We start from the raw sequence: 25,462 nt of genomic DNA, 5'->3' as shown, positions 1-25,462 counted from the left end.
GTAATGAATATTTTAGCTATTGATACAGCAACAGAAGCGTGTTCAGTCGCCTTAGAAGTCGATAATACGCTGTATAGCCATTTTGAAGTATGTCCCCAGCAGCACAGTCAGCGTCTGTTACCTATGATTGATGCGATACTAAAGGAAGCCGGTGTTGAATTAGCTTCACTTGATTTATTGGCGTTTGGTCGCGGCCCCGGCAGTTTTACGGGAGTGAGAATTGCAACCGGCATGATTCAGGGCCTAGCGCTTGGCACGGGCTTACCCGTAGCAGGCGTAAGTACGCTAAAGGCAATGGCAGTTGAAGCTGCACAAAAGAGCACCGGACAATTCGTTGCCGTTGCGTCAGACGCACGTATGGGTGAAGTCTATTTCTGTGTATACAAACAGTCGGATAATGGGTTAGAAACAGTCGTTCCTGAACAAGTGTGTCCGCCCACAGAAGCAGTCAATTACCTCAGTGAATTGGGCGAGGCGCTCAACAATAATGTGATTGTTGCTGGCACTGGCTGGGCGGCCTATGAGGAGCTTCAGCAGTGGTTGAATACGCAGGGCGATGGAGAAACAGCCATAAGCAAAGCAGCAAACACAGAAAAAAAACCAGCCGTAACATTACCGAACGCGGCATTCATGCTTGAAGACGCCAAAGAAGCTGCCCGTGCAAACACAACTACAAGCGCTGCAGAAGTGAAACCGGTTTACTTAAGAGATAAGGTGACGTGGAAAAAGCTTCCTGGTCGGGAATAAGGATTATCTTATACTAGGAACGAAAATTGCAGTTGCTAGAGCGTTATGAATATTAATACTAATTTTGGCATATCATCTTCTGACGCCGCTCAAGGCCGGGTCTCGAAAATTTCGAAAGACCCTCAGCAGGAGAACAAAGGGCAAAGTGAATCGTCTCAAATTAAGGCGGTCGTTGTTGCGCCTGACGAACAGGGCACTAGCAATGCAAAGGCCTACCAAGATTTTATAAAAGAAGACAGCAACGCCTATTCTCAGCAGGCCATTGCATCGTACCAAAGTTTTGAAAAACAGCAGCAGCGAGAGTCGATACAAGACATGTTTGGTGTTGATATTTACGCGTAGAGAGAAACCCGGTGTTCTGGTAAATGCTTCCGAAGCAATTCGTTAGTATGTTCTAAGTAACGTATTCCTTTACTACCTATTCCTTTGCCAACTAGCCCTCTACTACCTGCTTAGTCGCTCCCATTCCTTGTTTAGTATTGTTGCTGCTAATTCAGGGGGGGAAGCTTACTATCAGAAGATCTCACCAACAGTCTGGAATTATCCCGTGGTAAGACATTGAGTGTCAGGTGGCTGAAATTCCGAAGCTTTTGCAGAGTTTGTTTTAGAGTCTTTATCATTTTGTAATAGAACTCTAGTGGTTCTGTGAACGTATCAATGCTAACTTAGTCTTAGTTATGAGGCTCTCAAATGCTCGACGAAAAAAGCAAAGCGAAGGCCGTCTACACAATTTTCTACTTCAGTGGTAACGCCGGGGTTAATCGTCAAATGATGTACAAAGGAGCGCGCATATGTCTCGATATTTACTTTTATTGACCGTGTTCATGTTTGCAGGATGTGCCATGGTGCCAGATACCTTAGAGGTACCCGAAGGCACCGCATTAGTTTCGTATTCAAGTGCCGTTACATCAGGCGCCAGTGCTCAAGGGCAAAAGGCTCGCTGGGGCGGCATTGTGGTTGGTGTTGAGAATAAACCGAACAAAACCTTTATCGAACTCGCGCACTTCCCACTCAATCACTACGGCAAGCCCCGCAGTTCTGGCGAGACATCTGGGCGCTTTAAGGTGCAGATAGACGGCTTTGTCGATCCTATTGTGTTTGAAGAAGGCCGAACTGCAACTTTCTTGGGTACGCTTATCGCACCCACCACGGGGATGGTAGGTGAGCAGCCTTATATCTACCCCACTATAGCGGCCGATGATTATCATATGTGGCGAGATAGGGAAGTGTACGACGTAAATACATTCTTCTTTAATTACCATAGCGGGTGGTATTCACCCTTCTATGGTCTGCGCGGCCCATGGGGATGGGGCGGAGGTCCTTGGATGGGCGGACGCTTCATAGGTGGCCCTTGGATGTTCCCTCAAATGAATCGTATGCGGGTTATCCGTTACAGTAATGCGCCAAGACGCGCTAGAATAACCAATATGAATGGACCTAGCCCGGCAAAAAGAAGCTCTAGGTCAAGCGGTGGCCAAAAAGGGCCGGTGATAACTAACCCCAAAGTCCAGCAGTATTAGTAGCAATAGGCGGCAAGTTGATGCCGCCTTTTTTGTTTGTAAGTGAGTTTAAAAAGTGAATGCGGCAATAGTTTGCCGCCGATGGTGATGCGTTTATGATTGAGTTTGAAGCAATGGCAGGCCCCCTTAAACTAGCGGGTTTAGACAATGAAGGAAGTGGGCAAGTTGTCATTGGCTTTCACGGTTATCTCGATAACGCTGAAAGCTTACGAGTAGTAGCGCCTTATTTATCGTCCTGTCGCTATATCGCTATCGACCTTGCAGGGCATGGGCGTTCCTCTCATCGACCTGTGGGCACGCACTATAATCAAGCTGACTATTTACAAGACCTGCATGGGCTCATTGAGAGCGAGGGCTGGGACAATGTCATTCTTATAGGGCATTCTCTTGGTGGTATCCTGGTGACTATGTATGCCGCGTTATTCCCTGAGAAAGTAAAAGCGGTAGTGAGTATTGATGCCTGTGGGCCGCTTACCGAAAGCGAAGAAACGACACAGCAGCAAATGCGAAATGCGTTAATTAGCAGGCAGGGTAAATCAAGCAGCCACCGCCGCACGGTTAACCTTGATGATGCGGTGAAAGCGCGGTGCAAAATATCTGATATGACAGCTGATCATGCACGGCAAATACTCATGCGAAACATGATTACAGAGGCAGATGGCAATACCTATTGGTGTAGCGACCCTAAGCTTCGGACAAAATCCACACTTAGACTTACAGAAAAACAAGCACAAACCTTAATGGAGTCGGTGACATGTCCTATACTCTTTATCGGCGCATCAAGGAGTTTTAAAAATTTACCTCATGTTTATGAGCAACGAGCACACTGGTTTGAATCTGCGCAATATGAACAATTTGTAGGCGGCCATCACATTCACATGGAAAATAGTGAGGATGTAGGGCGTCTTATTTGTCAATTTGTTGAGCAAATGTAAATTGCAGCGTTTATTTTTTTTTACACTTCCTATACTATTCGCAGGTTATCAGACCAGTTACATGGGCGCGGTTTCTCACGGGCTCAATTATTAGTAGAAGAATAAAGTAAAGGAGGTTTTGGTGGAAAAAACCTGGCTTAAACATTACGACCCTCGTGTATCCGCAGAAATCGATGCCGATCGCTACAACTCTGTCGTCGACATTTTTGAACAATCAGTAAAAAAGTTTAAAGATAAAGAAGCCTTTATTAACATGGGGCATTCAATGACGTTTGGTGAGCTTGATACGTTATCAGCTCAATATGCGGCTTATCTACAGGCAAGCGGACTAAAGCGCGGTGATGCCGTAGCGATAATGATGCCGAACCTTCTTCAATACCCCGTCGCCATGTTTGGTATTTTGCGCGCTGGTATGGTCGTTGTTAATGTTAACCCGTTGTACACGGCCAGAGAGCTAAAACATCAGCTTAACGACGCTAATGTAAAAGCCATTGTCATTGTCGAAAACTTTGCCTGTACGCTAGAGGCAGTTATTGGCGATACCCAAGTAAAAGAAGTGTTCCTTACTGCACTTGGCGACATGCTTCCAGCGCCAAAACGCTGGGTAGTGAACGCGGTAGTCAAATACGTGAAGAAAATGGTGCCGTCGTTTAATCTCTCGGCCACCACGTCATTTATGTCTGCAGTCAAAAAAGGGCAGTCTTTAGAATATAAGCGTCCAAATATAGAAAACTCAGACATAGCGTTTTTGCAATACACCGGCGGTACAACAGGTGTATCTAAAGGGGCAATGCTAACGCATAGAAATATGGTTGCCAATTTAGAGCAAGTATCAGGAATACTTGAAACTGTTATAGAAGAAGGTAAAGATTTTGTCGTCACGGCACTGCCGCTTTACCATATCTTCGCGTTGCTGGCGAACTGCTTGATGTTTGTGAAGTACGGTTGTCGCAACCTACTTATCACTAACCCACGGGACATGCCTGCATTTGTCAGTGAGTTAGGGAAATACCCCTTTACGATATTACCCGGTGTTAACACGCTTTTTAACGGCCTACTTAACACCCCCGGATTTGATGAATTAGATTTTTCTAATTTCAAGTTTGGACTCGGTGGCGGTATGGCGGTTCAGCGCCCAGTGGCTGAAAAGTGGGAAAAAGTAACGGGCACCGTACTTTTAGAAGGCTATGGCCTTACTGAATGCTCTCCAGTTGTTGCGGTAAATCCACCTCAGATAGAGGCGTATAAAGGGGCAATCGGAATGCCGGTTCCTTCTACCGACATCAAACTATTAGACGATGACGGCAATCCAGTAGGAAAAGGCGAACCAGGCGAGATGTGGGTAAAAGGCCCGCAAGTTATGAAGGGATATCTAAATCGCCCAGAAGCGACGGAAGATATCTTGAAAGATGGTTGGCTTGCCACAGGTGACATTGCCACGGTAGACGATGAAGGTTACTTCTATATTGTTGACCGCAAAAAGGATATGATCCTAGTTTCAGGCTTCAATGTGTTCCCTAATGAAATTGAAGAAGTCGCTGCTATGCACGAAAATATCGTCGAAGCGGCCGCGGTGGGTGTACCTCACGAAGTCAGTGGTGAGGTTGTTAAGTTATTCGTAGTACGTAACAACGACTCGTTAACTGAAAAAGACGTTATCGCTCACTGCCGTAGTGAACTAACAGGCTACAAAGTGCCTAAACAAGTTGTCTTTAAAGATGATTTGCCAAAAACCAATGTAGGTAAAATACTGCGTCGGGAGCTTAGAGACTAATTTCTTTAACTAGTTTTTAAAGCCGGCGTGAGCCGGCTTTTTTATTTAATGTGCGAAATAATGCAATATCAATTAATTACAACATACGAACAGCTAGACAACGTGTGCGCTTTGGCGCAACAGCAAGGTGCTGTGGCTCTTGATACAGAGTTTGTTCGAACGCGAACACTTACGCCTCACCTTGGGTTAATACAGCTCTACGATGGGCACCAACTTGTTCTTATCGACCCTATCGCCATAGACAATATGCAGCCATTCATCGATTTACTGGAAAATAAATCGCTTGTGAAGGTATTGCACTCCTGTTCTGAAGACTTAGAAACGTTTCTCGTTGCTTTCAATACGATTCCGGAGCCTGTTTTCGACACCCAGTTTGCGGCCAGTCTATTAGATATGGGGCCAAGTTTAGGGTATGCCCGTCTTGTAGAGATGATTTGCAACGTGAGCCTTGATAAAGGTGAATCTCGAACCGATTGGATTGCCCGTCCACTGCGTGAGTCGCAGCTAAGTTACGCTGCTAACGACGTGCTGTATCTGCTGCCTTGCTATGAAGATTTGGTGGTCAAGATAAAAGACGCAGGAAAAGAGAACTGGGTTTATCAAGAAATTGCGTTGCTAGCTGCGAAAAAGCGGGCGCAAATGCCAGCAGATTTTGCCTACCTCACTATTAAAAATAATTGGCGATTGAATAGCGAACAACTTACGGTACTTCAGGCGTTAGCGTCGTGGCGTTTAACAACGGCAAGAAAAAAAGATCTCGCCTTAAACTTTGTCTTTAAAGAGGGGCATTTGTTCGAGGCGGCACAGCGCCTTTTATCGAGTAAATCAGACTTATCGAAAATTAACGATTTAAATCAACAGGCAATACGTCGATATGGCGATACCATTATTGATTTAATCGCCGAGGCTCGTGAACGGTTCGCTCAAACTCCCGATAAACTGCGGCTACCGCAAGTATTGCGCTTGATGGATATTCCTAAGTACAAGAAAACACTTGCCGATCTCAAAGTCATCAGCGAGGAGATTGCAAAAGAAAACGGCGTGAATAACGAAGTAATGTCATCGAAAAAACAGCTAAATCAATTATTAAAGTGGTATTGGTTTAATGTAGATGAAACCCGTATCCTGGGCTTAAAACCTGACGTGTTATCAACATGGCGTGGGCCACTGTTTACGCCAAAAGTGGTTGAGCTACTTGGTGAACTGCCTGAGGGCTAGAATACTTCATTAGCAATGAAAGTACTGAAATAAAAGCACTGAAACTCAAAAGCCAAAATAAAGCGTCAGTTTTGGTAAACGTAAACACAGAGTAGAAACGAGAAATAGTATGTTATGTGCGGTTTATAAAACCCGAAAAAAACAGGGCATGTATTTATACGTGACTAAAAAAGATGTATTCGACGACGTGCCAGAGCCTCTTATGCAGCGCTTTGGTAAGCCTGAGTTAGTCACACTGCTAGCACTAGACAAGCGTGAAAAGATAGCAGGCATCGACAAGCAGAAGCTCACAGATGAATTAAATAGCAACGGCTTTTACCTACAAATGCCGCCTAAAGAGGATGATCTTCTGTCTACTCATCGAGTTTCTCTTGGCCTATCTTCTTCACCGGACAAAAAGTTTTAGTATGCGTTTAACTATGTTGTTAGCAATGCTGGTGGCAAGTATTGCAGTGTCTTCATCTCAAGCCAGCGACAATGAATTTAATGATTACCTTAAAACGCTAAAAAGCGAAGCGATAGAAAAAGGTTATGACGTACAGTTTATTGATAGCGCTTTTAGCGATATCACATTTCGACCTACTGCCGTTAAATCAGATAAAAATCAGCCGGAAAAGAAAATCACCTTAGACGATTACATTGTATCGCGAGTACCTGATTGGAAAGCTGAGCAGGCAGTACAGAAATACCTTTCAAATAAAGTGTTACTGGACGAAATTGGACGCAAATATGGTGTTCAACCACGCTTTATCGTGGCGCTGTGGGGCAATGAGTCAAACTTTGGAAAAATACAGGGTTCGTATAGCATACTGTCGGCATTAGCCTCTCTTGCTTATGAAGGGCGTAGGGAAGCACTATTCAAAAAGAATTTCTTTGCTGCGCTTACTATTTTAAGTGAAAAGCACGCACAGGTGGATAATTTTAAAGGCTCCTGGGCCGGAGCGATGGGGCAGACTCAATTTATGCCAGTATCGTTTCTCACCTATGCTGAAGATTATGACGGCGATGGTAAAAAAGACATTTGGGGCACAAAAGCCGATGTGTTTGCCTCGATTGCTAATTATCTGGCCTCAGAGGGCTGGGATGACACGGGGACATGGGGCCGCCAAGTAAGACTCACTAAGCCAGTAACGATATCTGGCTTGGCTAAAGCCAACATGAGGCCGCTCTCGTTTTGGCAAGACCAAGGCGTAAGACGGTTTGACGGTAGCGACCTTCCCAATGTGGATATTAAAGCGTCGTTAATTATGCCTGACGGTGAAAACGGCAGGGTCTATCTTGTCTATAATAACTTTCACACATTGATGAAATGGAATCGTTCGACCTATTTTGGCGTTTCTGTTGGGTATTTGTCTGAGCGCATAAAGAGAGGATATTGATGCCTTATCAACACAAAAGCGTAGCTGAGCAGCCTATTGCTCTTCCAGTCAATAAAGTTGTGTGTATTGGTAGAAACTATTTAGACCATATTCAAGAAATGAACTCAGTGGTGTCTGAAGCCCCTTTGCTTTTCATGAAGCCCAAGTCGGCTATGTGTGATATGACAATGCCACTTGCGATACCCACTGATAAAGGTGCCTGTCACAATGAGTTAGAAGTCGCAGTGCTGCTAGAAAATAGCCTCAAAAATGCCAGTGAGCCTGAAGTTGCCGACGCTATCTGGGGTATTGGTTTAGGGCTAGATTTAACGCTACGGGATGTGCAAGCATCGCTTAAAAAGCAGGGGCAGCCCTGGGAGCGAGCAAAGGCTTTTGATAACAGCGCACCACTTTCATCTTTTGTTCCGTTGGCAGAGTTTGATAATCTCGACAACTTGCGTTTTAGCCTGAAGATTAATGGCGAAGTGAGACAGCAAGGCCACACGGCGTTGATGCTACATAAAATTATTCCGTTAATTGCGCACATGTCCACCGTATTTTCTCTCGACGCCGGCGATGTTATCCTCACCGGTACGCCAAAAGGCGTTGGTCCGCTTAACGACGGCGATACAGTAGCAGTATCGCTAGACGCTTTCTTTTCGCTTCAAACTAAGGTAATTGTGTAATGCCCGCATCGTCAGCGCCATTTTGGGAAACCAAATCATTGGAAGAAATGAACCAAACCGAGTGGGAATCACTTTGCGATGGATGTGGTAAGTGCTGTCTACACAAATTTATTGATGACGAAAGTGCAGAAGAATACAGCCCAACCGACTTTATCAATGCTAACGAGCAGATACACTATACCAATATCGTATGCTCTTATTTAAATACAAAAAAATGTGAGTGTACCGAGTATCAAAACAGAACTGTGTTAGTGCCAGATTGCGTCAAACTGACGAAAGAAAACCTGAAAGACATCTTTTTTATGCCAACAAGCTGTACCTACAGAAGGTTACATGAGGGCAGGGGAATGCCGTCGTGGCACCCGTTGCTTAATAAGGGTAAAAAGCATGTCATGCATGCTAAGGGCATGTCTGTTCGCAATAAAACCATATTTGAGACCGATGTAGATTTAAATGAATTTGAGAACTACATTGCGATATGGCCGCTGGAAGACTTAGATTAGGTCTGAAGTTTATTCGTTACTTTATTCACTAATAAGCGCATAAAGTAGGGCGTCTCTGCCAAAAACACGCTTGCGGCATAGCCCTTCTTTTATAGCACCTATACGCTCGGCCACTCGCAAACTGGCTTTATTGTTTGGCTCAACAAAACACTCCAATCTATTTAAGTTCATTTGAGAAAAGGCGAGCTTTTTCAGTGCCTCACAAATTGCTGTGGCAAGGCCTCTGCCACAGGCATCTGGACGCAACCAGTAACCAAGGTTTGCACTAAGATGAGTATGATGTATGTGGTTAATAATACCCATGCCCAAGCATCGCTCTTCATGCACAAGTAAATAGGTTAAGCCATAGCCACTCTCTCTCGCCTTTTCCATACTCTCTATGCACTGCTTAGACAAAGCCGGAGTCACGGGGCAGGTTGACGCCCCAAACCATGGCTTTACATGATGAATAGACTGTTGCCCGGCTTCACACAGTATGTCGCAATGCTTGCGAGCAATACGCTGTATGGAGACGGGGCCTTGCTCAGTATGAATCGGAGGAAGGCGAGAAGGAAGTATTGATAAATCAATCAAAAGGGCTTTTTATCCAATAGCCTGCATGCAAACACGACGATAAACGCAATGGCATAGGTGGCGAAGATGATTTGCATCCATTCTGCCATGCCCATTGACAGGAATTGCCATGTGTTTTCCAAGCAGTCACCCTCGGCGGCGAACACGGCAGGGATCCACTCATGAAGCTGCAGCCAAGATGGAAAGTTAGGCACAATCTCGCAGCTTGCAAAAAACGGATTAGACGCATTAAGCAGCTCAACATGCTCAGTAGCAAGTAAATACCCCCATCCTGCGGACACTGCCCACCCGGCAAAACCAAGCATGCGCGTAAACCCATTATTGCTAATCACTACAATTAACGCTGAAAATACGATGCCATACATCGCTGTGCGCTGGTAAATACACATGATGCAGGGCTTTAAACCCATGGCGTACTGAAAGTACAGGGCTGCAACTTCAAGTGCCAGTGACGTGGCAAAAAGCACAAGCCATGATGACTTGTGCTCGGCCCACTGACTAATACCGTGAATAAGGCTTCGCATTACTTAGTGTCCTACCGCTTCAGTGCCAACCGCGGTGGCAGAGTGGTGCTCAATTAAGTGCATATCGTATAACCATGCGGTGGCATCGGCTAAACCTATATAGGTTGCCAACAAACCAACAATGGTCAGCACGACGGTATACGGCAGTGCCATAATAACCATTTTCCCATAGGACAGACGCAGTAACGGCGCTATGGCAGAAGTTAGTAAGAATAAGAACGCAGCTTGTCCGTTTGGTGTTGCCACACTGGGTAAATTTGTACCTGTGTTAATAGCTACTGCAAGCATGTCGTATTGATCTCGTGTAATTTGCCCAGCTTCTAAGGCGGCTGTGACTTCGGTAATGTATACCGAGCCAACGAACACATTGTCGCTGACCATAGAGAGAACACCATTGGCCAAGTAGAACATCACCATTTGGGTTTCACCTTCAAAGGACAGTACCCAGTGAATAACTGGCTGGAAAAGCCCTTGGTCGATAATAACGGCAACAACACCAAAGAAAACGGCAAGCAGTGCAGTGAATGGCAGTGCCTCTTCAAACGCTTTGCCTAAGGCATGTTCTTCAATAACGCCGCTCATAGAGGTGGCTAGCACAATAACAGAAAGACCAATCAGGCCAACGGATGCCATATGCGTGGCTAGACCAACAATTAACCAAACACCGATTAACGCTTGAACCAGTAACTTTGCTTTTTCGCGCTTACTGCGCCCTTCATCCATGTGCATATTGTAATCGACAAGAATTTGTCTTACCGCAGAAGGGAGCTCGGCGCCGTAAGAGAACAGCTTCGTTTTTTCTACAAAAATAGTCGTAAGCAAACCAAACACAAAAACAGGCAGAGAAACGGGTGCCATACGAATAAAGAATTCGACAAAATTCCAGCCCGCTTTGTCTGCAATGATAAGGTTTTGAGGTTCACCTACCATGGTCATAACGCCGCCAAGCGCTGTACCAACGGCAGAGTGCATCATAAGGTTGCGTAAAAACGCACGGAAGTCTTCTAAATCATTTCGACCAATATCGTGCACGCCATCATCACTGGTGTGGTCGTGGTCGGAGTGAAATTCTTTGCCCGAAGCGACTTTGTGGTAAATAGAGTAAAACCCTAAGCCAACACTGATGATAACTGCAACAACAGTAAGGGCATCTAGGAACGCTGATAAAAACGCAGAGGCAAAGATGAATGAAAGGGAAAGAATGAGCTTGTTTTGAACCTTAATAACCAGTTTGGTAAATAGGTACATCAGAAGGTCTTTCATGAAGTATATGCCCGCGACCATAAAGACCAGCAGTAGCAACACTTCTAAATTAACCTCAATTTCATGCATCATATGACCGGGGGTGGTCATTCCGATGAACATGGCTTCTATAAGCAGTAATCCTCCTGGTTGCAGGGGGTAACATTTAAGTGCCATGGCAAGGGTGAAAATAAACTGAATGACCAGTGACCAACCTGCAATATATGGGTCCACCATAAATATAAAGGGGTTGGCAATGAGAAAGGCAATAATCGTCTTTTTGTACCAATCGGGCGCATGTCCCAGGAAGTTCTTATAGATCGCCGAGATCATTGAGGTTTGCATGAGTTCCTGTTCCTTTTACAACAAAGCACGCATTTGTGCGCATCTTTACACTGTATGTTTGCGATTCATCGCGTTACAAATCTGTCGATGAGTAGTCTCACTCACCGTAAAAACAGTTTTATCGCAGTTATTATAGTCGGGATTTAAGCGTACATGATATTAACGTGTTGAGAAAGCAATTCACGGGCATCTAATGACGAAAGTTACTGAAAACTTGTCGAATTTTTCATCATGGAATGACAGCTTATTCGAAAGTCTGTCGAATGTGAGTATTTTGTGAACAAAAAATCAGTTTATCGCTTTGTCACGGGAACAAAACTGAAGGTAATAGCGTCTAGGTCCCACAGCTGGCGTATATTTCGTTGTGTAAATGTGCAACCATCTGGTACAATCAGTTGTTAAATTTTATGATCTTATGTAAACGTGCAGGCGATTAGTTATGATATATAAGGCGCAGAGTCCCGCTGGATTCGCCGAAGAATACATTGTGGAATCAATTTGGAGCGGCCGCTTTCCACCAGGTACTATTTTACCTGCAGAAAGAGAGTTATCTGAGCTAATAGGTGTTACCCGAACTACGTTACGAGAAGTGCTTCAACGACTCGCTAGAGATGGATGGTTAACTATTCAGCACGGCAAACCAACAAAAGTGAACAACTTTTGGGAAACGTGCGGTTTAAACATTCTAGAAACCCTTGCTCGACTCGATCAAGAAGGCATTCCTGAGTTAGTTGATAATCTGCTAGCAGCACGCACAAACTTAAGTGCAGTATTTATTAGAGGTGCTATTCGTCACAACGCGCAAGCGTCGGCCGATATTATTGCTCGATATAAAGACGTAGAGCAAGAAGGTCTTGCCTTTGCCCAGTTCGATTATCAAATGACTCACGACTTAGCCCTTGCATCTAACAATAATGTATTCGTGCTAATGATGAATGGATTTCGCGGTCTGTATTCACGTATTGGTGGATATTTCTTTGCTCACCAAGACGCCCGCGACATCGCCATGAAGTACTATGCAGATTTGCTTGAAGTTGCCCAAAGTGGCGACCATGACCGTGTGCCAAATGTAGTAAGAAACTACGGCATAGAAAGCGGAAAGATGTGGCAAGAAATTCGAAACGACATGCCAAAAGATCTCGTAGACTAGTTATTTCGTTTCAAGCTTTTGTTGATAAAAACGCCTTTCGTTAAAAATTACTCAGTGCAGGGAAAACCTGCCAAATTAGAGTATTTTCACCGAAGGGCGTTTTTTTTTTTTGTTTTTAGTATGCGGTTTCTAATTGTAAAGCGTAGAGTTTAATCATGGTGTTTAGTCACACCCCAATTAGGCACTCATAGGAGCTCAAAATGACTACTAAAGATACTATCAAAAGCAAAATTAATGACGCTGAAGAAATGGCGCGTAAAATTTGGTTAGCAGGTCTTGGCGCTTATGGAAAAAGCGTTGATGAAGCTCAAGGTCGATATGACAAGCTAAGTGAAGAAGCAAACAAAATGTTTGATGAGCTTGTGTCAAAAGGCGAAACTCTAGAAGGCGATGCACGCAGTAAGTTTAAATCAACAACAAATGATGTTGAACACCGCGTTGCTGATGTTCGTAAAAAGCTGGGTTTAGATGCAGAGCCAGCAGATCAACGTATTGACGAGCTATCTGCAAAAATTGATGCGTTAACTGAAGCGGTTGCTAAGTTAGCTGCAAACAAGTAATACCCAACGTGCTGCTTTTAAACATTAGCGCAGCAACCATACGTTAAAAGATAGGTGGTGTAGTGGGAAAGACCGAATTCGGATAATGACTACACCATCTTTATCTCCTTCATCAAGGAGGCACCATGAGTAATAATTCTACAGAGCCGAAAAAGACTGTTGTGGTTAGCGCTGAAGTGAAAGCTCCGGCTACATCGCAAGGCTCTATCACGACATCATTAAAGTCTTCGCCTATTTTTGGTTGGTTTTACGCTGGCGCAGACATGCTTTCTGCTGAGTTGGATCAAGTGGCAGGCTTAGTGAGCAAGCAAATTGATAAAACCAGCGAAACCTTGCAAGAGATGCAGTCAAAAGGCATTGAAGTTGAAGCTGATTTAAGACGCTCATTTAGCCCGTTTGTATTTTTTGATGCTGCTCAGAATTTAGTAAAATCGACATCTGTCTATTCAGTGTTATCTGGCGGGCAAAAGCAGCAGCGTAAAGCGCAGCAAATAGATGAGCTTTCCGCTAAGGTAGATGCGTTAGTAGAGCAAGTAGCACTGTTAGCGGCTAAAGAAGCGGTAAAGCAGGCTGAGAAAAAAGAGGCGCCCAAACGAGCTCCTGTAAAAACAGCACCTGCAAAAGCAGCGACTAAAGCCTCGACAACCAAAACAGCAGCCTCGACAACTAAAACAGCAGCTTCAAAAGCAAGCCAAGGGAAAACTGCTGCGTCGGCTACCGTAAAAGCCACTGCGTCTAAAACTGCAACGAAAGCGACTGCGTCTAAAACTGCAGCGAAAGCCACTGCGACTAAACCATCAGCCAAGGCGACTGCGTCTAAAACTGAAGCAAAAACGACTGCGTCTAAATCTGCAACAAAAGCAGAGGCTGCGACTCCTGCCAAAGCTGCGAGCGCAACCGTTTCACCGAGCAACACTGAAAAGAAAAACGGCTGAGCGAGTTTTTAAATTAGCTCAAGCAAGTCAGTTTTCACTAGCTTAAACGAGCCGGTTAACCAAATAAAAAAGCAAACCTTCCGGTTTGCTTTTTTATTGCCTACATTTTTATATCTAGTCACTTGGCAAAAGTATGAAGCCACTAATCTCAACATTATTCATAAGATATGAGCTTACGTATTTTTTGCCCAAATGTTTTGGTGCTTTTTAAAGCCAAAAAAGTCGTGGGGCTCCCAAAAGCTAGGCACTAAATCATCTAATGATTTTTGCGAGAAGTTACTCGATAACTGACTCATTATTTCACTGAGTCTTGCTTCTCCCAACCGCATCAGTTTTTTTCTATTAGCAGGGAAGTACAGGTTTCTACTCTTTTCTATCACTTCTTGAGCGCCGCTTGTCACAAAGTTCTGATTTCGCGTGACTACTTTGCAAATTGGCTCGGCAGGTTTAGCTGGATTTAGACCCGTTACTATCGCGTATTCAAACTGGTTTTTTTCCTCGCCTTTTTCATTTTTCGGAATAAAGGCAACACCAAAGCCTTGTGGGAAATACCCGACTAGGCTCATAAAGTCTTGTGATAAATGTTTGTTCAAACTACCTTTTTTTGCCAGCTGCTCTATAAGTAAGTAGCCTTTCGGCAAATCGAGGCGGGTATAATCTGCCTTGGTAGATAGCACAATAGACACATAAATTTGTGGTATTTTGACCAACTCTCCCAGCCCTGTTTTTGATAAGAACGCGTCTTTTACCAGTTGTTGAAGAAACTCGGACGCCTCTGTATGGGCTTTGATAAAGCGGTCTCTTTCTTCTCTTATATTGCCGGTGTATTTCGGAATGCCTAAACCGTCAGATAAATACTTCATAGTAAAGTGATAGTTTATCTTCAGTAAGTTTTTGCGCTGCTCTTCATCAAGCAATCTAAACTCGTCTAAATCGCCATCTTTACCTTTTAAAATGGTAAGTGCTGCAGGGCTTTGCAAGCCAATATCTTGAAGTAGGGCTGCGGCGATAAGCGGCATTCCCAATTCAGTTTTCCACTTGTCTTTCCAATACTGATCGTTTCGAAAGCGGGAAATAGCTTCGCGGTATTTAGATAAATAAGAGTGGGCTATCGTGTCGTGGTCTAACAAGCGATCAGCCAGCCTTAATGTAAGAACGGCTTTGTATATAGGCTTGTAGCGTTGATGTACTTTTGCGAAGTTACCATCGGCGCCGCGAGTAAGCAGCATTAATGTTCCTAGAAACTTGGCGCTTAATTGCTGAGTTTCAGCCCATGTTTCACCCTCACATAGCTTAATCACTTTAGTACAAACGGCTTCAAGTCGTTCAAGGCGGGCTAGCCTTTCTTCTTCAAGCTTCTCGTTATTGTTTTTAATCTGTTTAGCGAGTTGACTAGCAAGCACCTCTTTGTCTTTATTATCTTTTATTTTGAGTAGCTGCTCTTTTAAATCGTTGGTGTGCTGTTCTAATGTTGTGGTTAGCGTGAAGTAGTGCCGCGCATCCTCAAAGATAGAGCCGAACCCGGTCTCCTTGGGATAAACTAAAGAAAGCAATTGTTTGACTTGTTGCGTGTAAATATTGTCGGGGTTTTGGCTTTGTGAACTCACCGTGATCCTTTAAATTGTTCTCGCATCAGCCAACGACACGTTGCCATAACGAACTCGCGTTATGGCGTGTGATGCGCAAGATGTCGAAGCTCCACCGCTTCTCGTTTTTTTAACTGCGCTAAATGATAACGCAGTTTCTCACTTATTTTGGTATTTCTTTCTATTACATGGAGTTGCGGCCAAGACGCTTGCTCTCCGCTAGTCATCAATTCATCCATGCTTTCTAGCGTTGGATTAGCCAATACCTTTGAAATATTGCTCAATTGACGCTTCGGCAAAATATTAATATCGCCGACATATTGCTGATCAATTATCGACCTTACTTTGTGAATAGCAAGTTTAGCACTTTTATTGCCCACCATTTTTTCAATCATATCAATAGCGAAAACGCTGTTTGATTTCGCCAACTGGCCAATGTGACGAGTTGTCATGTCCCACAGAGAATGTGCATCAATTCTTCTGGAAGAGATAAAGGGTACTGCTAGCGGGTTCGTTTGGCTCACAATGCTGTGATTAACACCATAAAGCCGAGCCAATCGTTTAAACGGTAAATCGGCCATTAACGATCCATCTGCAAACCGTCGGTTGGGAATGTAGGGCACAATGTCGCCCGATGGCGTCTTCGCTTTTAGCTGCACGGGACTAAATACGATAGGCACAGCGCAAGATGCTCTTACCGCTTGGCTGATAATAGCATTGGGCGATGTTTTTGCATTCAGTAAGCGAGAGTGCTGATGCAAATCGGCAGGCGATACCGTAATGGTAACGTGTCGACCTGTTTTTCTGAAGGCTTCTTCAAACGTCGTTAAGTCGAATAACTCAATAAGTGCATTTTCCAGCATGGAGCTATCAAAAAGACTGTCTTTGCTAAGACCAGCAAAAGTACGCCAGTGCTTAAACATTTCGTAAATTCGTTGTGAATCTAAGGATTCTTCAAGCTCATCGTGGGTTCGGGTAGCTAGCATAGCGCCAATAATGGAACCTGCAGAGGCACCAGATATAACGGTGGGTAACAGTCGTCTTTGATTTAACGACTTTACAACGCCTGCGTGAAAGAAGCCAAGGCCTGCACCGCCAGACAGCATAAGGCAACTGCGGCCGAAAGCGTGGGCAGTTTCTTCAAAAAACGAGAGCTTTTCATAAAAGTCCACGTCGTCTTCATTTGCATTCACAATCTGCTCAAGCGTTAAGGAAACCTCATCGATAAATTGTTCAATGAGCTTTTTGGTGCCTATTTTGCAGTGAGTTTGTAAGGCTGGATTAGCAATATTGCCCAAGTTTCCATGCAGTCCCTCATGCAGTATGGACATCAGGGCATGGATATCGCCTCGACCTCTTGCAATTTGAAGGCGTTGCACCCGTTTTTGAATAAGTTTGTAGTCGTAGTCTTCACTCTCATCCTTTGCCTTCCAGTCGTCAGCGCCAGATAAGGCATCATAAGCCAGACAAGCAGCCTCATATTCATCGTAGTTACTTGCGTGTTTTATATCACGTTCAAGCTTTTTTAACGGTAAATCGAATGCTGTCATGGCAACCACCTTATTTATTCCAAGCACAAAACGCCTAAAATCATAGTAGATATCAAAATTAGAATTCACTACCTAAGGTTGGGTATAAATCCCGTTATTTAGCGACATTCAGCGTTATTTAGTAACATCGCGTAGGTATTGGTTGTGAAAATTTGTTTTCTATCAACAATTACGTCTAATTACATTTTTTACGTTGACCAAATCATAAGCACTCAGTAGCCTGAGTAGTAGAATAATAAATTGGAACGTTTGTTCGCTGTATGGACTGGAATATTCAAACCCTTAGCTTGCTATCAATACCACTGATAAGTGCAGTAGTTGGTTGGGCGACAAATTATCTTGCAGTTAAGATGATGTTTTACCCCATCGAGTTTGTGGGCATTAAGCCTTTTTTGGGCTGGCAGGGTCTCATTCCGGCTAAACGTCGGCAAATGGCTGAAATAGAAGTAGAGCTTGTTTTAGGTAAGTTACTGAGCGTTGAGGAGCTTGCTCAACGGCTCGATCCCGATGAACTCACCAAAGCTATTGAACGCAGACTTAGCCAAGTTATTCGCAAAGTGGTTAATGATGTTATGGCCGAGTCAGCTCCTCAAATGTGGGCAGCACTGCCGGTTCAAGGAAAGAATTTAGTTTACCAGCGCATTGAAAACGACATTCCGAATGTTGTGCATAAAATGATGGATGATTTTCAGCACAATGTGTCCGAAATTCTCGATATTAAAGAGCTCGTTGTTGAGCAACTGGTTAATTCACCAGAGCTGATCAACGAAATTTTTCTTACAGCAGGCAGTAAAGAGTTTCCCTTTATCGTGCGTTCAGGGCTGTATTTTGGTTTTATCTTTGGATTACCCACTATGCTGTTGTGGTACTTCTACCAAGCGTGGTGGATTTTACCTTTAGGCGGCTTGCTAGTGGGGTATGCCACAAATTGGATAGCCATTAAAATTATCTTTGAGCCCAAGCGGCCCCGAAAAATCGGTCCCTTTGTGGTTCAAGGCATGTTCTTAAAGCGTCAAAAAGAAGTGTCTGAGGTGTACTCGTCGATTATAGAAGAGAAGCTGATTACGCCTAAAAATATCACCAATATCATTTTACACGGCTCTGGGTCGGCGCAGCTACTCGAGCTTATTGAGCTACATGTTAACGACGCTATCGAGCGCTACGTGGCCATTGCACAGCCTTATTTTGCGCTTGGGGTAGGGTCAGAGAACTATCACAAAATGAAAGCGTTAGCAGTGCAGCAAATTTTTGATAACTCGGAAAAATACCTGCTTTATGCCTACGATTACGCCAATGGCGCCATGCAAATAGGCCAAGACTTGAGCTTAAGAATGCAGGCGCTAAGTGCAGAAGAATTCGAGGGCGTGCTGCGTCCAGCGTACCAACAAGATGAGTGGAAATTGATATTAACCGGCGCGTTGCTAGGTATGGCCGCTGGCTTTATGCAGCTTTATTTGGTGTTTATGTAGGGAGCGTTTAGCGCAATGAAAACAGCACAGCGTATCTTGCTTACTGCCTTGGCGATGTTTAATGAGCACGGAGAAAACTCTGTCACGAGTGTCGATATTGCTATCGAACTCGATATAAGTCCTGGCAACCTTTACTATCACTTTAAGGGTAAAGAAAGCATCGTGGTGGCGCTGATGAAAATGCACGAACAGCAAATGCAGGCATTACTGACCCGAGACAAGCTCGATACCTTACGTGCAGAAGACATAATGTACTACCTGTATTTGCTTGTCGATAGCATTCACGTATTTCATTTTTTATATAAAAGCCCCGCTGACTTGGCAGAGAAATACCCACAGATAGTGAAGCGTCGGCAGCATATTTTGGCCAATCTTAAACGTCAAATCACATTTCTATTCGAATCGTTAGTCAAGCAGAAGGTGCTAATTGCTACCGACGCCGATCGCGTTTTGTTGGTCGAACTTATTCTTCTCATCATTACCCAGTCTTGCCAGTTTGATGAATTAAATAGTCACATGGATGACGAGACTCAACGCTTTCATGCCTTATCACTCATGATGGTGAGTATTCTTCCGCGACTTGCTATGAATGAAGAAGAAAAGGCAAAGCTGGTGGCCATACTCAATTCCCACGAGTTTGCCAATAATATAAAAAGCGAATCACCACTTTACGCCGTTAACGGGGATAAATAATGTCAAAAACCCTTAGTTTCTTAGACAAATCGTTCTGGATAACGGAATCGGATGAAAACCCAAAGCACGTAGCGTGTTTACAACTACTTGCGCTACCTAAAAACGCCGATAAAAAAAACTACGTACCGACACTGTTTAATGAGATAAAAAGCTACACTCGGGCCACATCGCCATTTAGTTGTGCAGTGAAAACCTTTCTTGGATACCCCATCGGTTTTAGGCCGGTCAAAAAGCTGCACATGGATTACCATGTGCAAATTCACCGGGTAGCAAATGTGCAAAACAGAGAAGCCCTCGACGCCTTTGTCGCCCGTCTTCACGCCTCCCGTTTAGACCCTGACAAGCCCCTTTGGCAATACCATTTTATTTTTGATGAGATTAGCGACACCTTTGCCATTTATGCGCGTGTGCATCACATGTATGGCGATGGCACCACGTTAGTTCGCTGGTTCCAAGCGGGCTATGTCTCACACTCTACCGATGGCAAATTTACGCCCATTTGGGCAACGAAGCGGCTTAAAAATAAAAAGCGGGATCCGATCAGTTTAGTGAAACGTTTAGTTGGCGTGGGATATGCTCTTAAAACCGTATTTGATTTGCTGGTTATTTTCATCCGAATCTTTATGAAGCTGCTTAGAGTGAACCCGCACTATATGCCGGTGCCATTCACCGGTACCAAAACCATGCTTACCGGGCAGGTAAAAGCGGGAAGGGCAGTGGCAACTGTCGATTTAGATTTTAAACGGGTAAAAGCATTAGCGCGGCGCACCCGATCTACTGCAAACGAAGTGTTGTTGTGTGCATTTGATATTGGTGTTCACAAACTGCTTAAAGAGCACGGCCAGGTGTTTAAAAAGGCGCTGTACACCAATATGCCCATAAACCTTCGCAAACCGGGTGAAAAAACTACTGGTAATAAAATTGCGATTGTTCCAGTTAAGCTCGCTCACGGCGAAAACGATCCTTACCTTAGGTTAAGACAGATAGTCGTTAATCATCGCATAGTGAAGCACGCGGCTCAGCACGCCCGTCCGGCTGCGTTTAGTGGCTACACAATTGTTATTCAATCGATGGCATTGGTTTTTGAGTGGCTGCGCTTATCAAACGTGGTAAAGCCCATTGCCAATATACTTATTTCCAATGTGCCGGGTCCTAAAGAAACGCGATATTTAAAAGATGCCAAGTTACTTGCCTGTTACCCCATATCAACAATGACACCGGGGGGCGGGGTGAACATTACTTTTATGACCTATGCCGACACCGCCAACGTAGGTCTTGTGTGTTGCAATAAAAACGTAGAGTCCTTGCAGCCACTCGCTCTTTATGTGAAAGAAGCCTTTGATATGCTGGAGGCAAGTGTGGACGACCCTAGGTTAAACATTGACGATATTGGTGAACACATCGATAAAGTGCCGCTTTCTATAGTGACTGAACATTAGGGCTTTCTTGGCTTAGCATTTTAGCTACGTCGGGTGAGCACTAGGGCTATGTTGCTTTCGCACTAGGGCTATGTCGATTGAGGGCTAGGGTTATGTCAATCAAGCGCTCAGCTAGACGAGATAAAAGCGAAGTCGGTCGTCTTCTACGCGCACACTTCTGCCAACCCGTGCAAACAGGGCCTCGCGCCAATGCGACTCGCGCATGGTATGACTCAGGTTAGCGGTATTAAGCTCACTTTGAATGGCCTGGTTAATTTGCGGTTTGTGATAGTCCAATACCGCTTGTTTCGAGCCTGATAAATAAAGCTTTAAATATTCAGCAGCCACATCTGACGTACCAACGGTAAACAAAGACATTGCCGAACGCAGTGACGATGTCACTAAATTATTAATGCCCTGCGGGAAGAATTTATTTAACAGATAGCGAGAGTCTTGTATCAGCGCGTAATTATCATTGACCAGTGTGATGGTGTCGATATTGATGTGGGTGAGTAATACGGTTTTGCTTATCTCATCGTATTGGGGCGTTGCGCTTGATACAACCACAAGGTGCGCTCGATAAAGCGTGTTATTAGCCACGTCGATATTAATAGTGGCAAGACTCTGAAGCACTAGTTTATTATTTTCATTATCGAAGGCTATTTCGCCCTCCTGAACGTTGAGTGAGCCAGTACCGATAGGAATATTAAGTGAAAAACGGTGGGGGAATAGGTCAGCTATTAACTCGTGAAGTTCCTCTTTTGTGAAGTCATCAAAGCGCAGTCTACCGAGTTTGATAAGCAGTCTAGCAATGAGTAGCTTACACCTATCTTTAAGCGGCATGCGCGATGGTTGACTGTCGATAGACGGCGAAGAGAGAGGCATAGCGACGGTGTAGACCCTTGTATTAAAACTGAGAACACTTCAAGACTATTATGTTTTGTGAAAGTTACAACATAAAACTTTCCCGAAGCACGGCTAATTTGCTAATCTGGTCTTACCACAACCATTTGTTAACAATTAGAGCGTTAACAACTAGGCCGTTAATAAATAGAGCATTAAAAAATAGAGCAGTGCGGAATACAAAGATAGACGCGTAGCGTTTTACCCATCCCGTTTTTGGAGCAGTGACTATGAGTGAAATACAAGGTAAGTACGACTACATCATCGTAGGAGGAGGCTCTGCGGGAGCGGTGTTAGCGACTCGATTGTCTGAAAATCCGGCCCTTGATATTTTACTTATCGAAGCGGGCGCAAAAGACACCAACCCTATGATCCACATTCCCTTTGGCATTTCCTTGTTAAGTCGTTTCGAGGGCATTGGTTGGGGATATCATACTGCACCGCAAAAAGAGATGTACGACCGAGAACTCTTCTGGCCGCGGGGAAAAACCCTAGGCGGCAGCAGCTCGGTTAATGCTATGTGCTATATACGTGGCCAAGCCGAAGATTACGATCGCTGGGCGTTTGAGGAAGGCGCGGTGGGGTGGTCGTTTGACGACGTATTGCCTTACTTCAAACGTGCTGAAAACTTTGAAGAAGGGGCTGATGAGTTCCATGGCACAGGTGGCCCACTTAATGTGAGTAAGCTTCGTCATACTAGCGTGCTCTCCGATGCTTTTGTTAGCGCAGCCTCCTATGGCGGCTATCAGCAAATCGATGACTTTAATCGCGACCAGCGTGAGGGTATAGGTTATTACCACGTTACTCAGGTTAACGGGCAACGTTGCTCTACGGCGAAAGGCTATTTATCACAAGCAAAGCACCGTAATAACCTCACTGTGCTTACCAAGGTGGCTGCTGAAAAAGTTGTGTTAAAAGATAAACTCGCGGTGGGGGTGCAGGTAAGAGAAAAGGGCTCTGTGGCCACGTATTTTGCCAAAAGTGAGGTGATCTTGTGCGGCGGTGCAATTAATTCACCCCAGTTGCTAATGCTCTCAGGCATTGGCCCTCGCCTTGAGTTGGAAGAGAAAGGCATTCACGTTCACCAAGATTTACCTGGTGTGGGACAAAATCTGCAGGACCATCTCGATGCAATTGTGCAGTTTACCTGTGAGGCCCGAGAAGGCTATGCAGTTGCCGCAGGTGCACTGCCTAAGTACGTTAAAGCAACGGCAGAATACGCCCTTAAGCGCGATGGAATTTTTTCTTCCAACATTGCCGAAGCAGGTGGTTTTTTACGCTCGTCAATTGCAGGAGAACACCCTGATATTCAGCTTCACTTTTTACCCGCTATTCTTAACGATCACGGCAGGCAGGTTGCATTCGGTTATGGTTACGGACTGCACGTATGCTGCCTATATCCTAAAAGTCGCGGTACGGTATCGCTACAAAGCAATCACCCCGCAGACCATGCGCTTATCGATCCGAACTACCTCAGTGCGGTGGAAGATCAGCAGGTAATGATTGATGGGGTAAGAATGGCCAGAAAATTACTTGCAGCTCCCAATTTTGAAAAGTTTAAGGGAAGTGAGCTGTATCCTGGTGTTGAGGCACAAACTGACGAAGAAATTTTGGAGTTTTTGAGAGAGCGTGCTGAAACTATCTATCACCCAATAGGGACCTGTAAAATGGGTAGCGAATCCGATGAGCTGGCGGTGGTAGATTCACAGTTGAGAGTAAGAGGAATCGATGGTTTACGGGTAGTCGATGCGTCGGTTATGCCAAGTCTTATTGGCGGTAACACTAACGCACCTACGGTTATGATTGCAGAGCGAGCGGCTGATTTTATCAAGGCCTCGCATGAAGGGCAGCCAATACCCATTCAAACTGCGTCGGCGTAGGATTAGCTATAGGGTTCGGTGTAATAAAGCGCCCCAGCGCTTTAGGCTTTGTTCGACGCCTGCATAAATAAATCTGCGGCGCAGTCACACATTTCTTGAATGTGGCTGCTGTCTGCATAAATACCATCTATTAATAGGCGTGCAATGCCATGAAGGGTGCCCCAAGTCACTTGTGCTAGTCGCAGTGCGTCTTGATTGTCCGGCAACAGTCCTTTGTGTTGCCAAAACTTAGTCATCGTTACCTGAAACTGGAAGCAGGGAAAGGCCACGTCTTTTAAGTCGCCAGTGGCCGCGTTGTTCTGCCAAATGGTTCGGCCAAACATAAGCTCATACATTTCAGGGTTAGCTGCCGCATAGCCTACATATTCACAAACGAACTCTCTAAAGCGTGCACTGGGTGTTTTATCTTCTTGTTCGAATATGCGTTTTGCTGTTGAGTGCCAATCGCTAAAGCCCTTTGCGGCAATAGCGCTAAGCAGTGCGCTTTTATCTTTAAAATGATGATAGGGCGCAGTACGAGACACGCCTGCATCTTCTGCAAGCTTGCGTAAAGACAAACTATCTACCCCATGTTCGGATAAGCGCTTTGCCGCCGCGTTTAAAAGGGCAGTTCGAAGGTCACCGTGATGGTAGGACTGGGCCGTATTTGATACTGAATTTGACACTGCATTTGAAATTGTATTTACCGCTGCATCTGTTGCTGAAGTAACCACTGCCTCTTCCTCCCTCGTGTCCGTCACGTTTACTGCACTCATCGCTGTAGTCTCATTCTCTACGCACCCTCTATTTGCACTCTCTATTTAATGTGTATTCGGTTTTTGCTGCCTGCGGGCTTTTACTCTTTCGTGATATTGAATATCTCGTGATCACTTATACAGAGATAGGAACCGCCTCGCGGCATTCGCCATTTTACTCGATAGTTTTCTAAAAAGGCTACTTTATCTTGACACCGTCAACATAGCCTTTTATCTTGACGCTGTCTAGTTTGCAAAAATGTTAATAGGATTTTCACCATGGAGACACCGCAAACCATGAAATACTCTACGCTAGAAGTTAAATACGAAGGGCTGATTGCACATGTTGTACTTAATCGTCCAGAAGCGATGAACAGCATGAACCCGGCGTTTTGGACCGAGTTCCCCGCGGCCGTTCGTGCCATCGATGACGAGGCCAAAGCGCGGGTGATTATAGTGTCGTCAACAGGCAAGCACTTTTCTGCCGGTATGGACTTAGCGGTGTTCTTGAACATGAAGGAAGATTTTAAAGGCGATCCGTCTCGTCGTGCAGAGCGCATGCGACGCACAGTAAAAATGCTGCAAGACAGCTTCACCGCTATTGAAGAAGCCCGTATGCCGGTGATAGGTGCTGTGCAAGGCGGCGCCATTGGCGGTGCGGTAGACTTATTGAGTGCGTGTGATATGCGCTATTGCACTAACGATGCCTTCTTTTCCATTAAAGAAACGCAGCTTGGTATGACTGCCGATGTAGGTACCCTTCAGCGACTGCCTAAGCTAATTCCCATTGGCATGGTAAAAGAGCTCGCGTATACGGGTCGAAACTTTGGTGCACAAGAAGCGCAGCAGCTAGGTTTCGTGAATGACGTTTTCGAAAGCCAAGACGCAATGCTTGAGGCTGTTACTAAAGTGGCTGGGCAGATAGCTGCCAATTCACCTCTGGCGGTATCTGGCACCAAAACCATGATTAACTACGCTGTCGAGCACAGTGTTTCAGAAAGCTTAGATTATATGGCGACATGGCAAGCTGGCATGTTTCATATGGAAGACGTATTCACTGCGATGGAATCACAGAAAGCGCAGCAACAACCAGAATTTCCGCCCCTACATGGCGCTGTAAAACAAATGAAATCGTAGTTTCAGCAGGCACTGATAACAA

At 44.8% G+C, this 25,462-nt stretch carries 25 protein-coding genes; 18 read left to right on the top strand and 7 right to left on the bottom strand.

Annotation, left to right across the window (positions count from 1 at the left end; genetic code table 11):
- The first annotated feature begins 3 nt into the window (after positions 1–3).
- The 10 genes from tsaB to GTQ48_RS16690 all read left to right on the top strand — a co-directional run bounded on the left by tsaB (position 4) and on the right by GTQ48_RS16690 (position 8,741).
- Complete coding sequence (gene tsaB, locus GTQ48_RS16735) at positions 4–747, top strand: tRNA (adenosine(37)-N6)-threonylcarbamoyltransferase complex dimerization subunit type 1 TsaB (protein WP_163107686.1); 744 nt, start codon at positions 4–6, stop codon at positions 745–747.
- 45 nt (positions 748–792) lie between these two features.
- Entirely contained in the window at positions 793–1,089 is a 297-nt protein-coding gene (locus GTQ48_RS16730; protein ID WP_163107685.1) for a hypothetical protein, read from the top strand.
- 449 nt (positions 1,090–1,538) lie between these two features.
- Positions 1,539–2,267 (top strand): Slp family lipoprotein, encoded by a 729-nt coding sequence (locus GTQ48_RS16725; protein WP_163107684.1) that lies wholly within the window; start codon positions 1,539–1,541, stop codon positions 2,265–2,267.
- Between the two features lie 95 nt (positions 2,268–2,362).
- Positions 2,363–3,202: an alpha/beta hydrolase gene (locus GTQ48_RS16720; RefSeq protein ID WP_163107683.1), complete on the top strand. Its 840-nt coding sequence runs from the start codon at positions 2,363–2,365 to the stop codon at positions 3,200–3,202.
- 121 nt (positions 3,203–3,323) lie between these two features.
- Positions 3,324–4,976: a long-chain-fatty-acid--CoA ligase FadD gene (gene fadD / locus GTQ48_RS16715; protein WP_163107682.1), complete on the top strand. Its 1,653-nt coding sequence runs from the start codon at positions 3,324–3,326 to the stop codon at positions 4,974–4,976.
- A gap of 60 nt (positions 4,977–5,036) precedes the next feature.
- Entirely contained in the window at positions 5,037–6,194 is a 1,158-nt protein-coding gene (rnd, locus tag GTQ48_RS16710) for a ribonuclease D (protein WP_163107681.1), read from the top strand.
- 109 nt (positions 6,195–6,303) lie between these two features.
- Positions 6,304–6,600, top strand: coding sequence for a YcgL domain-containing protein (locus GTQ48_RS16705; protein WP_163107680.1), 297 nt, complete (start codon positions 6,304–6,306; stop codon positions 6,598–6,600).
- Position 6,601: 1 nt separating this feature from the next.
- Positions 6,602–7,573: a lytic murein transglycosylase gene (locus tag GTQ48_RS16700; protein ID WP_163107679.1), complete on the top strand. Its 972-nt coding sequence runs from the start codon at positions 6,602–6,604 to the stop codon at positions 7,571–7,573.
- Positions 7,573–8,238: a fumarylacetoacetate hydrolase family protein gene (locus GTQ48_RS16695; RefSeq protein ID WP_163107678.1), complete on the top strand. Its 666-nt coding sequence runs from the start codon at positions 7,573–7,575 to the stop codon at positions 8,236–8,238. The genes GTQ48_RS16700 and GTQ48_RS16695 overlap by 1 nt, the downstream gene beginning before the upstream one ends.
- Complete coding sequence (locus GTQ48_RS16690) at positions 8,238–8,741, top strand: YcgN family cysteine cluster protein (RefSeq protein WP_163107677.1); 504 nt, start codon at positions 8,238–8,240, stop codon at positions 8,739–8,741. Before GTQ48_RS16695 ends, GTQ48_RS16690 begins: the two co-directional genes overlap by 1 nt.
- A gap of 21 nt (positions 8,742–8,762) precedes the next feature.
- Here the strand turns inward: GTQ48_RS16690 and GTQ48_RS16685 are convergent, their stop codons facing one another.
- From GTQ48_RS16685 to nhaB, 3 genes are read right to left on the bottom strand one after another with little or no spacing between them, the layout of a single operon-like run.
- Complete coding sequence (locus GTQ48_RS16685) at positions 8,763–9,314, bottom strand: GNAT family N-acetyltransferase (RefSeq protein WP_163107676.1); 552 nt, start codon at positions 9,312–9,314, stop codon at positions 8,763–8,765.
- Complete coding sequence (gene dsbB / locus GTQ48_RS16680) at positions 9,311–9,838, bottom strand: disulfide bond formation protein DsbB (protein ID WP_163107675.1); 528 nt, start codon at positions 9,836–9,838, stop codon at positions 9,311–9,313. The genes GTQ48_RS16685 and dsbB overlap by 4 nt, the downstream gene beginning before the upstream one ends.
- Positions 9,839–9,841: 3 nt before the next feature.
- On the bottom strand, positions 9,842–11,425 hold the full coding sequence (gene nhaB / locus GTQ48_RS16675) for a sodium/proton antiporter NhaB (RefSeq protein ID WP_032095954.1): 1,584 nt from the start codon (positions 11,423–11,425) through the stop codon (positions 9,842–9,844).
- Between the two features lie 439 nt (positions 11,426–11,864).
- Here nhaB and fadR point away from each other — a divergent pair, with 439 nt between their 5' ends.
- The 3 genes from fadR to GTQ48_RS16660 all read left to right on the top strand — a co-directional run bounded on the left by fadR (position 11,865) and on the right by GTQ48_RS16660 (position 14,070).
- Positions 11,865–12,575, top strand: coding sequence for a fatty acid metabolism transcriptional regulator FadR (fadR, locus tag GTQ48_RS16670; RefSeq protein WP_163107674.1), 711 nt, complete (start codon positions 11,865–11,867; stop codon positions 12,573–12,575).
- A gap of 200 nt (positions 12,576–12,775) precedes the next feature.
- Positions 12,776–13,135 carry a phasin-related domain-containing protein gene (locus GTQ48_RS16665; protein WP_163107673.1) on the top strand — a complete coding sequence of 120 codons (360 nt, stop codon included), beginning with the start codon at positions 12,776–12,778 and terminating at the stop codon, positions 13,133–13,135.
- Between the two features lie 125 nt (positions 13,136–13,260).
- Positions 13,261–14,070, top strand: coding sequence for a hypothetical protein (locus tag GTQ48_RS16660; RefSeq protein WP_163107672.1), 810 nt, complete (start codon positions 13,261–13,263; stop codon positions 14,068–14,070).
- Between the two features lie 173 nt (positions 14,071–14,243).
- Here GTQ48_RS16660 and GTQ48_RS17950 read toward each other — a convergent pair whose 3' ends face one another.
- Positions 14,244–15,677, bottom strand: coding sequence for a hypothetical protein (locus GTQ48_RS17950; protein ID WP_163107671.1), 1,434 nt, complete (start codon positions 15,675–15,677; stop codon positions 14,244–14,246).
- Between the two features lie 59 nt (positions 15,678–15,736).
- The gene (locus tag GTQ48_RS16650; RefSeq protein WP_163107670.1) at positions 15,737–17,206 is read right to left on the bottom strand and encodes a DUF3336 domain-containing protein; all 1,470 of its coding nucleotides are present in this window, start codon (positions 17,204–17,206) and stop codon (positions 15,737–15,739) included.
- A 260-nt stretch (positions 17,207–17,466) separates the two neighbouring features.
- On the opposite strand from GTQ48_RS16650, the gene GTQ48_RS16645 reads away from it, so the two are divergent.
- The 3 genes from GTQ48_RS16645 to GTQ48_RS16635 are packed head-to-tail and all read left to right on the top strand — an operon-like array spanning position 17,467 to position 20,807.
- A complete protein-coding gene (locus GTQ48_RS16645; RefSeq protein ID WP_163107669.1) occupies positions 17,467–18,675 on the top strand; it encodes a DUF445 domain-containing protein in 1,209 nt (402 codons plus the stop codon).
- A 15-nt stretch (positions 18,676–18,690) separates the two neighbouring features.
- Positions 18,691–19,368: a TetR/AcrR family transcriptional regulator gene (locus tag GTQ48_RS16640; RefSeq protein ID WP_163107668.1), complete on the top strand. Its 678-nt coding sequence runs from the start codon at positions 18,691–18,693 to the stop codon at positions 19,366–19,368.
- On the top strand, positions 19,368–20,807 hold the full coding sequence (locus GTQ48_RS16635) for a wax ester/triacylglycerol synthase domain-containing protein (protein WP_163107667.1): 1,440 nt from the start codon (positions 19,368–19,370) through the stop codon (positions 20,805–20,807). The genes GTQ48_RS16640 and GTQ48_RS16635 overlap by 1 nt, the downstream gene beginning before the upstream one ends.
- A 111-nt stretch (positions 20,808–20,918) precedes the next feature.
- Here GTQ48_RS16635 and GTQ48_RS16630 read toward each other — a convergent pair whose 3' ends face one another.
- Positions 20,919–21,671, bottom strand: coding sequence for a DUF1439 domain-containing protein (locus tag GTQ48_RS16630; protein ID WP_239060168.1), 753 nt, complete (start codon positions 21,669–21,671; stop codon positions 20,919–20,921).
- A 248-nt stretch (positions 21,672–21,919) separates the two neighbouring features.
- On the opposite strand from GTQ48_RS16630, the gene GTQ48_RS16625 reads away from it, so the two are divergent.
- Positions 21,920–23,569: a GMC family oxidoreductase gene (locus GTQ48_RS16625; protein WP_163107666.1), complete on the top strand. Its 1,650-nt coding sequence runs from the start codon at positions 21,920–21,922 to the stop codon at positions 23,567–23,569.
- A 41-nt stretch (positions 23,570–23,610) separates the two neighbouring features.
- Here GTQ48_RS16625 and GTQ48_RS16620 read toward each other — a convergent pair whose 3' ends face one another.
- Entirely contained in the window at positions 23,611–24,234 is a 624-nt protein-coding gene (locus tag GTQ48_RS16620) for a TetR/AcrR family transcriptional regulator (protein WP_420837617.1), read from the bottom strand.
- A 366-nt stretch (positions 24,235–24,600) separates the two neighbouring features.
- Between GTQ48_RS16620 and GTQ48_RS16615 the strand changes: the two genes are divergently transcribed.
- On the top strand, positions 24,601–25,440 hold the full coding sequence (locus GTQ48_RS16615) for a crotonase/enoyl-CoA hydratase family protein (RefSeq protein WP_163107718.1): 840 nt from the start codon (positions 24,601–24,603) through the stop codon (positions 25,438–25,440).
- The last annotated feature ends 22 nt before the right edge of the window (positions 25,441–25,462 follow it).

The organism is Alteromonas genovensis, assembly GCF_010500895.1.
Classification (GTDB): Bacteria; Pseudomonadota; Gammaproteobacteria; order Enterobacterales; family Alteromonadaceae; genus Alteromonas; species Alteromonas genovensis.
The sequence above is the reverse complement of the archived record's forward strand: the minus strand, read 5'-3'. Positions and strand labels throughout refer to the sequence as shown.